This is a genomic window from Sinomicrobium oceani, from assembly GCF_900119185.1.
In the GTDB taxonomy this organism is placed as follows: domain Bacteria; phylum Bacteroidota; class Bacteroidia; order Flavobacteriales; family Flavobacteriaceae; genus Sinomicrobium; species Sinomicrobium oceani.
In genome coordinates this window covers 117,041-130,593 of the sequence record NZ_FPJE01000012.1, presented here as the reverse complement: position 1 = coordinate 130,593, position 13,553 = coordinate 117,041, and the positions used below count along the sequence as shown (strand labels likewise).

12 protein-coding genes are annotated in these 13,553 nt (G+C 44.0%); 4 read left to right on the top strand and 8 right to left on the bottom strand.

The features are described from left to right. Position 1: 1 nt before the first annotated feature. The 7 genes from recQ to BT112_RS12105 form a co-directional block, all read right to left on the bottom strand. On the bottom strand, positions 2 to 2,089 hold the full coding sequence (recQ, locus tag BT112_RS12135) for a DNA helicase RecQ (RefSeq protein WP_072317647.1): 2,088 nt from the start codon (positions 2,087 to 2,089) through the stop codon (positions 2 to 4). Positions 2,090 to 2,231: 142 nt separating this feature from the next. Next, a complete protein-coding gene (locus BT112_RS12130) occupies positions 2,232 to 2,564 on the bottom strand; it encodes a single-stranded DNA-binding protein (RefSeq protein ID WP_072317646.1) in 333 nt (110 codons plus the stop codon). A gap of 358 nt (positions 2,565 to 2,922) precedes the next feature. Further along, on the bottom strand, positions 2,923 to 4,002 hold the full coding sequence (locus BT112_RS12125) for an iron-containing alcohol dehydrogenase family protein (RefSeq protein WP_072317645.1): 1,080 nt from the start codon (positions 4,000 to 4,002) through the stop codon (positions 2,923 to 2,925). A gap of 150 nt (positions 4,003 to 4,152) precedes the next feature. Then, the gene (locus tag BT112_RS12120) at positions 4,153 to 4,851 is read right to left on the bottom strand and encodes an HAD family hydrolase (protein ID WP_072317644.1); all 699 of its coding nucleotides are present in this window, start codon (positions 4,849 to 4,851) and stop codon (positions 4,153 to 4,155) included. Beyond that, on the bottom strand, positions 4,842 to 5,570 hold the full coding sequence (gene kdsB / locus BT112_RS12115) for a 3-deoxy-manno-octulosonate cytidylyltransferase (RefSeq protein ID WP_072317643.1): 729 nt from the start codon (positions 5,568 to 5,570) through the stop codon (positions 4,842 to 4,844). The genes BT112_RS12120 and kdsB overlap by 10 nt, the downstream gene beginning before the upstream one ends. Before the next feature lie 221 nt (positions 5,571 to 5,791). Next, positions 5,792 to 6,364: a DUF4126 domain-containing protein gene (locus tag BT112_RS12110; protein ID WP_072317642.1), complete on the bottom strand. Its 573-nt coding sequence runs from the start codon at positions 6,362 to 6,364 to the stop codon at positions 5,792 to 5,794. Positions 6,365 to 6,403: 39 nt separating this feature from the next. After that, complete coding sequence (locus BT112_RS12105) at positions 6,404 to 7,831, bottom strand: ATP-dependent DNA helicase (RefSeq protein ID WP_072317641.1); 1,428 nt, start codon at positions 7,829 to 7,831, stop codon at positions 6,404 to 6,406. 253 nt (positions 7,832 to 8,084) lie between these two features. On the opposite strand from BT112_RS12105, the gene BT112_RS12100 reads away from it, so the two are divergent. The 3 genes from BT112_RS12100 to BT112_RS12090 are packed head-to-tail and all read left to right on the top strand — an operon-like array spanning position 8,085 to position 10,144. Next, on the top strand, positions 8,085 to 8,735 hold the full coding sequence (locus BT112_RS12100) for a hypothetical protein (protein ID WP_072317640.1): 651 nt from the start codon (positions 8,085 to 8,087) through the stop codon (positions 8,733 to 8,735). Then, complete coding sequence (locus tag BT112_RS12095; RefSeq protein ID WP_072317639.1) at positions 8,713 to 9,543, top strand: DUF3822 family protein; 831 nt, start codon at positions 8,713 to 8,715, stop codon at positions 9,541 to 9,543. Before BT112_RS12100 ends, BT112_RS12095 begins: the two co-directional genes overlap by 23 nt. Position 9,544: 1 nt before the next feature. Next, the gene (locus BT112_RS12090; RefSeq protein ID WP_072317638.1) at positions 9,545 to 10,144 is read left to right on the top strand and encodes an RsmD family RNA methyltransferase; all 600 of its coding nucleotides are present in this window, start codon (positions 9,545 to 9,547) and stop codon (positions 10,142 to 10,144) included. A gap of 71 nt (positions 10,145 to 10,215) precedes the next feature. On the opposite strand, the gene BT112_RS12085 is transcribed toward BT112_RS12090, so the two are convergent. Then, a complete protein-coding gene (locus tag BT112_RS12085) occupies positions 10,216 to 12,153 on the bottom strand; it encodes a M1 family metallopeptidase (RefSeq protein WP_083564910.1) in 1,938 nt (645 codons plus the stop codon). 254 nt (positions 12,154 to 12,407) lie between these two features. Here BT112_RS12085 and BT112_RS12080 point away from each other — a divergent pair, with 254 nt between their 5' ends. Then, positions 12,408 to 13,544, top strand: coding sequence for an ABC transporter substrate-binding protein (locus tag BT112_RS12080; protein WP_072317636.1), 1,137 nt, complete (start codon positions 12,408 to 12,410; stop codon positions 13,542 to 13,544). Positions 13,545 to 13,553: the final 9 nt, after the last annotated feature.

Below are 13,553 nucleotides of genomic sequence, written 5' to 3'. Positions count from 1 at the left end.
TTCAGGTATTCAACAGGTACAGCCCGTATCTTATTTTCCAATAGGGCATATTTCCGTCAAAGTGATCGAAATACGGCTTCAAAGCATCCGTATCACCGATTTCCTTTAAGGCTTCACCTACAGCGGTAACCTCTTCGGGTGTCATAAACTCCATAAGATCTATGGCAGTTCCTTCTTCTTCTTTCTTTTTAAGCAAATGCCCCATAATCGTATCTATACGGAGTTCGCGCTGTGCCGCAATCGCCTCGGGCGGTATGTTTTTTTGATACAACACATAGGTTTCTTCGTGTGTGGGAAGCTTTTTTTGCCGGGATGCTTTATAGACACGGATTACATGGAGGAAACGATCGGCATATTTCTCTTTTTTGATTTTCCCGACCCCGGTTATACCCTCAAAAGCATCTGTATCTTCCGGTTGTTTTTCTTCCATATCGCGTAAAGTGGCATCATTAAAAACAGCGTAGGCAGGGACGTGCTCTTCTACGGCTATTTCCGATCTCAAGGCACGAAGTTTTCCGAAAAGTGTCTCTCCTTCCTTCTTTTTTTGCTGCTTTTTCCGGGAAGTCTCTTTATCCGGACGAACCAATCTGGCCAGTCTTACCGGTCTGCTTTCAAAAAGGATCTCCCTGGCCAAAGATGTAAGGACCAGCCTGCTGTTTTCCTGAAACCGTACATCGAGTATCCCCTGGTTGATCATCTGTATAATATACTGTTGCAGATCTTTCCAGGATACCTCTTTCACGGCTCCATACGTCTTTATTTTATCGTACCCTCTTTCCAGAACGGCTGCATTCTGTGCTCCGCGAAGCACATCGGCAAGCATTCCGAGCGATTCGCTTTCTTTTAACCGCACTACCGCCGAACATACTTTCTGGGCCAGTACAGTGCCATCAAAATATTCGGGAGGCGACATACATACATCGCAGTTTCCGCAATCCTGCGGCAACTGCTCACCGAAATAATTGAGCAAAGTCCCTCTCCTGCAATGCAGCGTTTCGGCAAATTGCTGCATACGTTCGAGTTTGGCAAGCTGAACGTCCTTTGCTGAAGAATCGTCTATAAACTTCCGCTGTTGTACGACATCCGCAAAGCTATAGAACAATAGCGCATGTGCCGGGAGTCCGTCCCTTCCGCTACGTCCTATTTCCTGGTAATATCCTTCGATATTTTTGGGCATATTATAATGAATAACCCATCGCACATTACTCTTATCTATTCCCATCCCAAAGGCAATAGTAGCCACGACCACATGAATCCTGTCGTTGATAAAATCCTCCTGTACGGAAATACGTTCCTCAGGAGGCATGCCGGCGTGATAAGCTCCTGCCTCATAACCGTTCTTTTGTAAACGGGCGGCAAGTTTTTCGGTAGATTTACGGCTTGTACAATAAATAATTCCGCTCTCCTCCTTTCTGTTGTCCAGGAAACTGAGAATCTGTTTCAGACGGTCTGTTCCCGGCCGGACTTCAAGACAGATGTTTTTCCGATCGAAAGAAGCCATATACCGTACTGCTGCAGGGATATTCAATTGCCGTACGATATCTTCTCTCGTAGCAGCATCTGCCGTTGCTGTAAAAGCAGCTACCGGCACCCCGGGGAAATGGTCTTTCAGATCGTGAAGCCTGGTATAGGCCGGACGGAAATCGTGGCCCCAGGCAGATATACAATGTGCTTCATCGACCGCGACCATACTTATTTTACAACCGGACAACAACGGTATAAGCTGCGACAGGCTCTCGGGAGCCACATATAAAAGTTTCAGGTTTCCGTCGCGCAGGCTTTCCCATAATCCGGATTGCGCTTCGGAAGAAAGGCTACTGTTGTAACAAGCCGCTTCCACCCCATTGACACGCAAACCGTCAACCTGGTCTTTCATCAAAGCTATAAGTGGGGAAATGACTACGGCAGTTCCTTCCAGCATCAGAGCCGGCAACTGGAAACACAGCGATTTCCCTCCCCCGGTGGGCATAATAGCGAGAACATCCCTACCCTCGCAGATATCCGTTACGATTTCTTCCTGGTTAGGGCGGAACGTATCATAACCAAAATAGGTTTTCAGGCACTCATATACGGTCTTTTTCTCTATCATGTATAATACTTTGATGTTAATTTGTGTCCGGAGTATGGCTTCAAAGTTCCGGATTATTTCATAAACCCGGAAAGGTCCCCGGAACCACGCCCGCTAAAGTAAAATTTACATTTCAAAATAACGGGCATTTCCGGAGCTTCTTTTACTTACCGAGCAGGAGCAGCTCATTACAGATGACTTCGGTAATATACCGCTTGATGCCCTTATCATCTTCCCAGGAACGCGTAGCCAGCTTACCTTCTATCGCAATTTCCTTTCCCTTGGACACAAAGCTTTCCACAACCTGTACAAGGCCTCCCCGAACAACTACATTATGCCAGTATGTACGCTCTACCTTTTCGCCATCTTTACTCTTGTAACTATCATCTATAGCCAGCGCAAACCTGGCCATACGGCCACCATCCTTAAAGTTTACGTATTCGGGGTCCTGCCCCAGTCTTCCGATCAATTGTACTTTGTTTCTGATTGCATTCATTGTAATATAATTTTAAAGTTAAACAGTTGATATTAATGACACTATTGGTTTGACAGGACAAACTTAGACCCCGCCGGATCTCATAGTCGGTTAATAAACATTTACTTTCGTTTGTACCCGTTTGAAATCAAGTACAAATGGTTATAAACTTTTTTAAACCTAAATATCAGTCATTTACAAAAAATGCGTTTGAATTATTTTTTTAGAGAAATTCTATTTGTTTGAGACCTAAACAAGTGAAGTATGGTGAAAATAGCTTTTAAAGGCTTTATCAATGGAGAAGAAAGGACTTACCAACAAAAATCCCCATGGCTTTGTGCCATGGGGACCTAATATTACGTTCCGTAGTACGATACGACTACATCTTTTCGTACATTGACCTGAGTTTTCCGGGTGTAATAACTTTTTTCCAGTCCTTCCCCATAGCATTTTCCCATAGCGGGACCATCCCCATGGAGACATTGATCATAGTATCGAATTCGGCATCACTAAGTGCGCCACACAATCCTCTGGGGATCTCTATTTCATACCTGTCTGTCATCTGCTTGAAGTTTTTGACACCTTCCGGGTAGAATTCTTCGAGCTGATCGAAGACAATACAGTTTCCAACACCATGTCTTGTTCCCAGAAGATAAGACAGACCGTAGCTCATGGCATGGGCAACTCCTACCTGAGAATACGCGATACTCATCCCTCCGTGCCATGAAGCCATCATCAGTTTATCTCTCGATTCCTCTTCGGAGAGTGCTCCATTGAGGAATACTTCATGGCAAAGTTCCAATGCTTTTTCCCCGTAACTCTGACTGAAAGCATTCAGATAAGTTCCCGTCAGCGATTCAATACAGTGTATAAAGCAATCCATACCCGTATAAAACCATTGATTCCGGGGAACGCCGGTACACAAATCGGGATCCAATACAACCTGATCGAAAGGCGTATAATCGGAATTGATCCCCAGTTTTTTTTCCGGTCCCGTAAGTACGGTAGTTCTCGATACTTCAGCTCCGGTACCGCTTATCGTAGGGATACCAACATGATATAACGCAGGTTTGTTCACGAGATCCCATCCCTGGTAATCGGCCGAAGATCCGGGATTAGCCAGCATTATGGCTACTGCCTTGGCCAGGTCCATCAAAGTTCCGCCCCCGATCCCCAAAACACCGGAAGGCAATGCTCCGAACTCCTGTACTATAGTATCCCGAAGGGTATCGACCTGGAAAGTTTTCGGTTCGGTATCGGAATTGACGAAGATAATCTTGTCGTTATGCTTTAAGGGAATTTTCTTTTCGAGTCCGGTATCTTTAAAAATATCATCTACCAGAAAGATAAAAGGGGCATTATCGCTTTTCCTTTTAGGACTGATAATTTCGTCCAACTGGTCAAAACTTCCACGGCCAAAAACAACTCTTGGTACCATTGGAAAATTTCTAAAATTCATAAGTCTTGCTTTTTTTATTCTGTACTATCCGGCTTTTCCCTGGCCGGAAATGCTCTTTCATGTTTTTTACACTTTTGAACACCGACAAGGGATTTCCGGTTTTCCGATAGCCGTCCTAAAACCTAAATATGCGGTATCTGGAAAATGAGATTATAAAAACTCCAGGATTTCCCGGATGTTACCGATGGTATGATATCCACCATTATTATCGTCAGCCTCCACTATTTCATGAACCCAGGTAGTATGAAAAGGCACATGTATGGCCCTGGCCCCTATATTCACCAATGGAAGCACATCCGATTTCAGGGAATTCCCTACCATGAGAAACTCTCCTGTGCTTATTTGCAGATGTTCCAGCAGATTCTGATAATTCTCTTCTTTCTTGTCGCTCAGCACTTCGATATGATGAAAATACTCCGAAAGTCCGGAACGTTCCATCTTTCGTTCCTGATCGAGCAAATCGCCTTTGGTCAGTACAATGAGCCGGTATTTCCCGCTGAGTTCACGAAGCACATCCTCTACACCGTCCAGCAGTTCTACAGGTTTCGCGATCATCTCTTTTCCAAGATGCAGGATTTCCGATATGGTTGCAGTATTAATTTTCCCGTTGGAAAGATCTATGGCACTTTCTATCATAGACAATACAAACCCCTTGATCCCGTAGCCATATAATTCGAGATTACTGATCTCTGTTTTAAACAATTCCTGATCTACCTTGTTTTCGGTTTCGTACTGCGATAGCAGGCGGGCGAATTTCTGTTCGGTTTCCCTGAAATAAGTTTCGTTAACCCAGAGCGTATCGTCCGCATCAAAACCGATGACTTTTATTCCTTTGTATTTCACTTCCATGCTTTTTTGGCGCGTTCGAGATCTTCCGGAGTATCTATTTCGATACCTCCTACCCCGGTTTCTACCATTTTTATTTTTTTCCCGTATTCCAGATATCGTATAGCTTCGATCTTTTCAGATGCTTCAAGGGGTAGCATCGGTAAACGATAGAAATCCATAATCGCACTTTTACGGAATGCATACACTCCTTTGTGTTTAAAATACCTTGCCCCTGCATCCTTTGCCCTCGGATAGGGTATGGGGGAACGTGAAAAATAAAGTGCAAAATTCCGGTGATCGACAATCACTTTTACCATATTGGGATTGTTTATTTCGTCCCAGTCCCTGATCTCGGTCATCAGTGAGGCCAGATCGATCTCTTTATCGGGGTCGTCCCGAAACACTTCAATCACCTTACCGAGACTTTCCCGTTCGGTAAACGGCTCGTCTCCCTGAACATTAACCACAATATCCACGTCCAGGTTTTCCACGGCTTCGGCTATCCTGTCACTTCCGCACTCATGTTCTTTTATACTCATTACGGCCTTTCCTCCGTTACCGGTAATCTCTTTATAAATGATATCGCTGTCGGTGACCACAAAGACATCATCAAAAAGGCCCGTGGCTACCGTAGCTTCGTACGTCCGCAGAATTACGGGTTTACCATTGAGGTCCTGCATCAGCTTGGCAGGAAAACGTGTAGCGGCATAACGCGCCGGTATCATAGCTATGATCTTCATACGATATTGTCGAATAAGCGGAATTTATATCAAAAAGAAAACCCGAAATTCTGTTTGCGGGTCGTCGCTGCCTGTTTCTCTGAAAGAAAAACAGCGTACTGCTGTTCGGATATTTCCGGATTTAAAGGATCAAAAATAATTATTTCCGTCCAGTTCCGAAAATTATTGCATCCTGTTTTACGGGAAATTAGGGCTGTCTCCCTTTTAAACCTATCCAGCGGTTATTTTGCTTTTCTCCCCGGCCGAATCCTGTTGTAAAACCTCAACACCATAAAGAGAATAATAATCACCAGAATAATAGCTATGACGGGAAGCAGCACGGAAAGCACGGATAAGACTGCCGAGATTATAGTTTCTATAGTAGAGAGGATCGGATTACCAAAGCCGGCCGTTGTTACGGAAGAGGTCAGTCTTGTCGCAGAGGATGCTCCTTTAATGGCTGCTGCCGTACCTCCCCCGGCTATCAATGCAATGGTCCAGGTCATAGCAGGATCCATTCCGGCAGCGGTAGACACCACGGCAAGCGTACCGGCTATCCCGGCCAGCGGAAGAGCTATACTGTCGAGCAGGTTGTCCACCCAGGGAATATAGTATGCGAATATCTCGGCAATTACGGCGACACCCCATATCGTAAGCGCGGGGATACTACCTATCCACCGCCAGCTCTCATTGAGTTCCCACAGACCGAAATGAGATGCCATTCCCAGTACGAGAAGTGGCAAAAACACTCTGAAGCCAACACTTGCGGCCAGTCCGACTCCCAAAAAAATACTGACAATTGTTCCGGTATCCATTCCCTGAGTTTTTCAATAGCTATCCTCAAAAATAAGAAATCATTCTTCTATAAAAAAGTCGTCTTTAAATCCTATGAGATATACTTTACGCCTCGCACGGGTTACTGCCGTATACAACCAGCGCAGATAATCTCTTGTTATACCATCGGGCAGATAAGGCTGCTCTATAAATACGGTATCCCATTGCCCGCCCTGGCTTTTATGACAGGTAATCGCATAGGAAAATTTAACCTGCAAAGCATTAAAATACTTGTTATTCTTTACTTTCAGGAATTTTTTGTATTTGGCGGTTTCTTCTTCGTAGTCCTTCATCACTTCCTGGTACAGCCTGTTGGAATCTTCATAGGACAGCGAAGGGGTTTCGGCATCTATCGTATCGAGCAGTAATACGGTCTCCAGCGGTGGCATATCCGGATAATCCACCATACGCACTTTTACTTCTGCAAACTTAAACCCGTAAAGTTCCTTTATCGCAAAGATCTCCAGTACTTCTATAATATCCCCGTTAGCAATAAAACCGGCTTCACTGGTTGCTTTTACCCAGAAATAATTGTTTTTCACGACCATAAGATAATCTCCTGTGGCCAGTTCGTTATCGAGAAAAAGAATGCGCCCCCTGATCTGCTGATTATAGAGGTTTGCTCTTTTGTTTGACCGGACAATGATAGCTGTTTCTTCCTTTCCGCTATGGCCATACGCTTCATCTATGGCATTCTGAATGTCGTACCCGTCGGTGAGCCTGACCATATCTTTAAAGCCGCTGAGCTCGAACTTAAAATCAAAAGAACTGTCCCCGGACAGGCATTCTCTTATATTGGTGGCATTATACAATATACCGGAATCCAGTTGCTGCCGCACGACTTCATCGAGCTCCACCTTATTCACCTCCTTGTTATAATGTAAGGAAAGGGTATTTTCATCGAGTGCAGGGCTGATATCGAGATTTACCGGGGGAAGCTGGGCCGTATCCCCGATGAGCATCAATTTACAGTTGTAGCCGGAATACACATAATACATAAGATCGTCGAGAAGCGATCCGTTCTCGAAAAGTTTGGAATCGCCCGGCAGGTCCGGTATCATCGATGCTTCATCTACGATAAATAAGGTGTCTCTGTGTTTATTGGGCTGCAGTACGAATTTCACTCCGCCACCTTTTTCCTTCTTCGGAAAATATATTTTCTTATGAATCGTAAAAGCCGTGGTGCCCGCGTACGAAGTGATCACCTTTGCCGCCCTTCCGGTTGGTGCAAGCAGAACGGTCTTTTTAAAATTGCCCCGCATATTTTCTACCAGGGCACCTATAATAGTCGTTTTTCCGGTACCCGCATATCCTTTGAGCAGGAACAGCCTGTCTTTCGACACCGAAAAAATATACTCCGATAACTGTTGCAATGCCATCTCCTGTTTCAGGGTCGGACTATGCGGAAAGGTTTTGATTACGGTTCGATAAAACAAAGGTGCATCCATACGAAAGTACTTCTTTTGCCAAAAGTACAAATTGATTTAGGATTAGCCAGATCATCATACGCATACATCACCTTATTAAAAAAAATAAAGATTTTTAAGAATTAAACCGGGAAAGGTATAGTTTTTGTAATCATATTATACAATTTTTCAAGTTTTGAAAGTCAAACTCATTTTTAATGGGAAAAACTTTTCCGAATAAAAAAAAATTGTAGTTTTGCGTAAAACCTCTTTAAACTAAAATCAAAAGATTAAAATGAAAACAGCGATACAAATTGCTTTATGGCTTCTGAGTATTTTCTTCGCCTACAAAATTTACAGGTCCGTTAACGACCCTATAGAATTTGATAAAGTGAAAAAAGAACGTTATGCCAAGGTTATTGACAAACTGAAAGACATCAGGGATTCACAGGAAGCATACAGAGCTGTTACCGGTAAATTCGCCAAAGATTTCAATAGTCTGATTACGTTTATAGATACTGCGGAATTCGCTATTACTACGCAACGAGACACAAGTTGGGTAGAATACGATCCGGTATATCGTATTGACATGCCAAAAGAGGGAAAAATCATCGATACTTTAGGTTTTGTTTCCGTGAAAGATTCGCTGTTTAAAAACTCCGACAGTTATAAAAACCTCGCTAAAGTTCCTTATGCTACCGGCGATGAGCAATTTGCCATGAAAGCCGGAACAATAAGCAGAAGTGGTTTTCAGGCTGCTGTTTTCGAAGCTAAAGTAGATAAGAGTGTTATACTCCACGATCAGCCCAAAGCTCTCGTTGCTAAAGAAAAGCAGGTCATCTCTGTGGATGATGTTAACGGTCCGGAAATCATCGTAGGTTCTATGGATGAAGTGAAAACAACAGGTAACTGGCCAATGATCTATGACTCTAAAAAGAGAAAGTAGCACATATCCTACAACAAATTATAACGAATTGTCCATTCAGGTAAGCTTGAGTGGACTTTCTTTTTGTATCCTGGACGGTCTCAGCAAAACCATCTTTGCCCTGGAGCGGCACTCCTTTTCCGATGCCGGTACTCCGCAGGCCATGCTCAGGGAAACCGAAAAAATATTCGACGGACCGGACATTCTCGATCAACCTTTTAAAAAGGTACATGTCATACACGACAATAACCTTTCTGCATTGGTTCCCCAACCCATTTTCAGCGAGAAACACCTTGCAGAATACCTGAAATTTAATGTGAAGATATTCGAAACCGATTTTATCACCTACGATGATATCGGAACATTGGGGCTCATCAATGTGTATATTCCCTTTGTAAATATCAATAACTACATTTTTGACCGTTTCGGAGAGTTCGAATACCGTCATTTCTCTACCGTATTGGTAGAGAGCCTGTTGCAAAACTACACGGAAGAAGAGACTACCATGTATGTGCATGTAGAAAAAGAGCATTTTGAGATCGTGGTGACAGACCGTAAAAAACTGCTTCTTTACAATACATTTCACTACACCAATAAAGAAGATTTCATTTACTACATCCTGTTTACGGCCGAGCAACTCGAACTCGATCCCGAAGTATTCCCGCTATATTTCCTCGGGGATATCGCGGAAGGCGATCCGCTATTCGACATGGTATATACTTATATCAGAAACATCCGCTTCGGCAGAAATTACTGTAAATATCAACAAACCGGGGGACTGGAATTACTGGAACCTCACCGGGAATTTATTTCCTTAAATTCTTTTTAGCATGCGAATCATCTCGGGAAAATACCGCGGAAAAAGATTAATGGCTCCGAAAAAACTACCTGTACGTCCTACTACGGATGTCGCCAAGGAAGCGCTTTTCAATATTCTCGAAAATCATTTCTACCTTCAGGACGTTTCGGTTCTCGATCTGTTTTCGGGTACGGGCAATATCAGTTATGAATTTGCCAGCCGCGGAGCTCATTCCATTACCTGCGTGGATATGCATGCAGGATGTATACAATTTATACAGAAAACATCAAAGGAGCTCGATATGCCCCTTCGGGTGATCAGGAGTGATGTCTTCCGGTTTCTCGACAAATCGCGTTCCGGCACGGATATTATTTTTGCTGATCCGCCTTATGATATGTCCCATGAGGAATTTGCAAAAATACCCGAACTGGTCTTTGCCAATGAACTCCTCGAGGAAGAAGGTTTTCTCATTGTCGAACATTCCAAATTCACTAATATGGAACACCTTCCCTTTTTCAGTTTTGCAAGAAAATACGGAAACTGCGTATTCAGTTTTTTTGAATGGCCGGATGAAGATGAAAGCGATGAGGAGGAAGAAAACCAGGAAAAATCTCCCCTTAGAATAGTGTAACAAAAAAGGCATAAAAAAACGCGGGCTCTTCGGATCCCGCGTTTTTACTTTATAACCGATTCTTCCGAATCCTAAAATTCGGAAGGCCAGGTATTATTGGAAATATTGCTGTCCGGCAATTCTTTTCCGGGATCTATCTCTATTTTTCTGATCTCTTTGGTAGTTTGCAGTAAGTGTGTCCACTCCGCACCACGTTGCCATACTTCTACGGGCAATGTCTTGGTTTCCTTGCTTCCGTCTGAGTATGTTACTTCAAAAACAACGGGCATCGGAAGTCCGCCACGATTGCCAAAATTAAGCAGGTATCCTCCGTCTACCGGACGTACTCCATCCATGGAAAGATCTATATTTTCATTACCGTAGAACCATCCTTTCCAGAACCAGTTCAGGTTTTCACCGGCAACATTCTCCACAATATTAAAAAAGTCCGATGGCTGCGGGTGCTTGTAAGCCCAGGCATTGATATACGCTTTGAAGGCATTGTCGAAACGCTCATGTCCGAGAATATACTCACGCAGCATTTTCAGGCCTATGGCAGGCTTATAATAAGCAACCATTCCAAGGTTTTGGCTCTGTACCACATCCGGGTAGGTGGAAATACTTTCGCGTCCTTTGTCGGTAAGCCATCCTACGAGCCTTCTGGCTTCAAGTCTTGAAGGGTATTCGCCTTTGTTAAAGTTCAGGGTACTGTAATGGTTGATAAAAGTATTGAACCCTTCATCCATCCATGCATACAATCTTTCGTTACTCCCTACGATCATCGGAAACCATATATGTCCGAATTCATGATCGGTAACTCCCCACAGCCCGGCAGTTTTTGCCTTATACCCACAGAATACAATTCCGGGATACTCCATACCGCCTACGTTGGAAGCAACGTTCACGGCTACCGGATAAGGATATTCGTACCACATGTTGGAATAGTGTTCTATAGAAGCTTTAGTGTATTCGGTAGAGCGTGTCCATGCCATCTCGCCATCACTCTCATCGGTATAGACCGACTGGGCCATAGCCTTTTTCCCGCTTGGCAGGTTGATACGGGCCGCATCCCATATAAATGCCTTAGAGCTTGCAAAAGCAATATCCCTGGAGTTTTTCATTTTAAAATGCCAGGTAATTTTGCCATCCTGTTTAGGCCTCGTTACTGTAGTATTTCCTACTTCTTCGGGCTTTACGATATACACGGTCTTATCGCTTCCTGCAGCTTCTTTCATACGGTTCTGCTGTTCTTTGGTGAGCACATCTCCCGCATTTACCAGTTCTCCGGACCCCACTACGATATGATCGTAAGGAACGGTAACTTTATAATCGAAATCGCCGTATTCCAGGTAAAACTCACCTGCCCCCAGATAAGGTTCCACATTCCATCCTTTGATATCATCAAAAACAGCGACTCTCGGGTACCATTGTGCCATAGAATACACTTCTCCTTTTTTCATATTCAGGCGCCCCATTCTGTCCATCCCCTTTTCGGGGATCTTAAACTCGAAATTCATCGAAACCGTGGCTTCCCCACCTTTTGCGGGAACAGGTTCGTTAAAGAAAACCTGCATACGGGTGTCTGTAATGATATATCGTGAAGAGGTTTTACCCCTGCGCCCGGTTTTTGCGGAAACTTCGGATACTTTATACCCTCCGTCCACATCACCGGAATACCTGTTTCCTTCTACTGGTGTAGTCAGTGTTCCCCTGGAATCTTCCATAAAACGGTTCTGATCCATCTGAAGCCAGATAAAATCGAGAGGCTCCGGGCTATTGTTATGATATGTGATCGTTATTTTTCCTTTCAGGTAATTGGTCTGGTCATCGAGTTCCGCTTCAATTTTATAATCGGCGCCGTTCTGCCAGTATTCCGGTCCCGGAACCCCCGAAGCAGATCGGTATGTATTCCCCCGGTTAAACATGAATTCGTCAAACAGTCCCTGATTGTTATCGCCCGGCTGCTGTGCATACGCACTCATAGAGAACAAAGCAATAACCACGAGGACTTTTTCCAATAAGTGTCTCATCATTTCGTTTGTGGTTTAAGTGATTATTTTAGTCAATTAGAAACTTTCGTGCTAAAATACACAAACATTCGGAGTCTACGTAAGAGATTTAACAAAGGGTTAACTCCGCTTCCGGAATTTCCGAAGCACACTTTTGTTAGTATTGTATTTTTCCACCCGGGAAACCAGATCACCCTGCTGCTTTTTTCACACATCCTGCATTGGCCCTGTCTTCAAATCCCGGTATATTGCATAATTTATCTTACTTTTGAACTATGATAAGAAGCTTTACCATTTGCCTGTTTTTCGGCCTTTTACTGTTTTCTTGTAAGGGTGAAAAACAACAGGAATCTGCTCCGGAAGGAACAGAGGTTTCCATAAAATATGCAAAAGGATTCCGTATTACCCGTTTTGATGGCTATACGCTTGTCGAAGTCCGTACGCCCTGGCCCGATGCCAAAAAAGGAATTACTTATCTGCTTACGGAAAAAGGGGCCGATGTACCGGAAAATCTTGATTATGATCTTAAAATAAATGTTCCGATACAAAGTCTCGTGGTTACTTCCACTACGCATATTCCTTCCCTCGAAGCCCTCGGGGTCGAAGACCGGCTAACAGGTTTTCCCTCCACAAAATATATTTCTTCCGAAAAAACCAGGAAAAATGTCGACGAAGGACGCGTCAAAGAGCTTGGAAATAACGAAAGTATCAATACCGAGATGCTGCTTGATCTACAGCCGGATGTCGTTATAGGTTTTGCACTGGACACGAATAACAAAGCTTACGAAACGATAAAAAACTCCGGAATCCCGGTAGTTTTCAACGCGGACTGGGTGGAAGAAACACCACTTGGAAAAGCCGAATGGATTAAATTCTTTGCTCCGTTTTTTGATAAACAGGCAGAGGCAGACCGTATTTTTGCTCATATCGAAAGTGAATATTCCAGGGCCAGGGCACTTACGCAGGATATAAAAGAAAGGCCTGTGGTACTTAGCGGAGCCATGCACAAAGCCGTGTGGATATTACCGGGAGGGAAAAGCTGGGCTGCACAGTTTATAAAAGATGCCGGGGGGAGTTATCCCTGGGCCGATACGGAAGATACCGGCAGTTTATTCCTCAGCATGGAAAGTGTGCTGGACAAAGCCGCTCCGGCCGATTTCTGGATATCGCCTACCCTTTTTGACAGCTATACGGCTTTGGAAAAAGCCAATCCGCATTATACGCAGTTCAAACCCTTTCAGAATAAAACCATATATACCTACAGCAAGACCAAAGGGGATGGCATCGGTATGCTGTATTTTGAACTGGGACCGAATCGTCCGGATATTATCCTGAAAGACCTGATCCGCATTTTCCATCCGGACAAGCTCCCGGACTACGAGCCTTTTTTCTTTAAGCCCCTGAACCCTTAAAAACAATCG

Excerpts from the sequence above, each read along its gene's own strand:
- recQ (WP_072317647.1), bottom strand. The coding sequence starts at position 2,089 with ATGATAGAGAAAAAGACCGTATATGAGTGCCTGAAAACCTATTTTGGT.
- BT112_RS12130 (WP_072317646.1), bottom strand. The coding sequence starts at position 2,564 with ATGAATGCAATCAGAAACAAAGTACAATTGATCGGAAGACTGGGGCAG.
- BT112_RS12125 (WP_072317645.1), bottom strand. The coding sequence starts at position 4,002 with ATGAATTTTAGAAATTTTCCAATGGTACCAAGAGTTGTTTTTGGCCGT.
- BT112_RS12120 (WP_072317644.1), bottom strand. The coding sequence starts at position 4,851 with ATGGAAGTGAAATACAAAGGAATAAAAGTCATCGGTTTTGATGCGGAC.
- kdsB (WP_072317643.1), bottom strand. The coding sequence starts at position 5,570 with ATGAAGATCATAGCTATGATACCGGCGCGTTATGCCGCTACACGTTTT.
- BT112_RS12110 (WP_072317642.1), bottom strand. The coding sequence starts at position 6,364 with ATGGATACCGGAACAATTGTCAGTATTTTTTTGGGAGTCGGACTGGCC.
- BT112_RS12105 (WP_072317641.1), bottom strand. The coding sequence starts at position 7,831 with ATGGATGCACCTTTGTTTTATCGAACCGTAATCAAAACCTTTCCGCAT.
- BT112_RS12100 (WP_072317640.1), top strand. The coding sequence starts at position 8,085 with ATGAAAACAGCGATACAAATTGCTTTATGGCTTCTGAGTATTTTCTTC.
- BT112_RS12095 (WP_072317639.1), top strand. The coding sequence starts at position 8,713 with ATGACTCTAAAAAGAGAAAGTAGCACATATCCTACAACAAATTATAAC.
- BT112_RS12090 (WP_072317638.1), top strand. The coding sequence starts at position 9,545 with ATGCGAATCATCTCGGGAAAATACCGCGGAAAAAGATTAATGGCTCCG.
- BT112_RS12085 (WP_083564910.1), bottom strand. The coding sequence starts at position 12,153 with ATGAGACACTTATTGGAAAAAGTCCTCGTGGTTATTGCTTTGTTCTCT.
- BT112_RS12080 (WP_072317636.1), top strand. The coding sequence starts at position 12,408 with ATGATAAGAAGCTTTACCATTTGCCTGTTTTTCGGCCTTTTACTGTTT.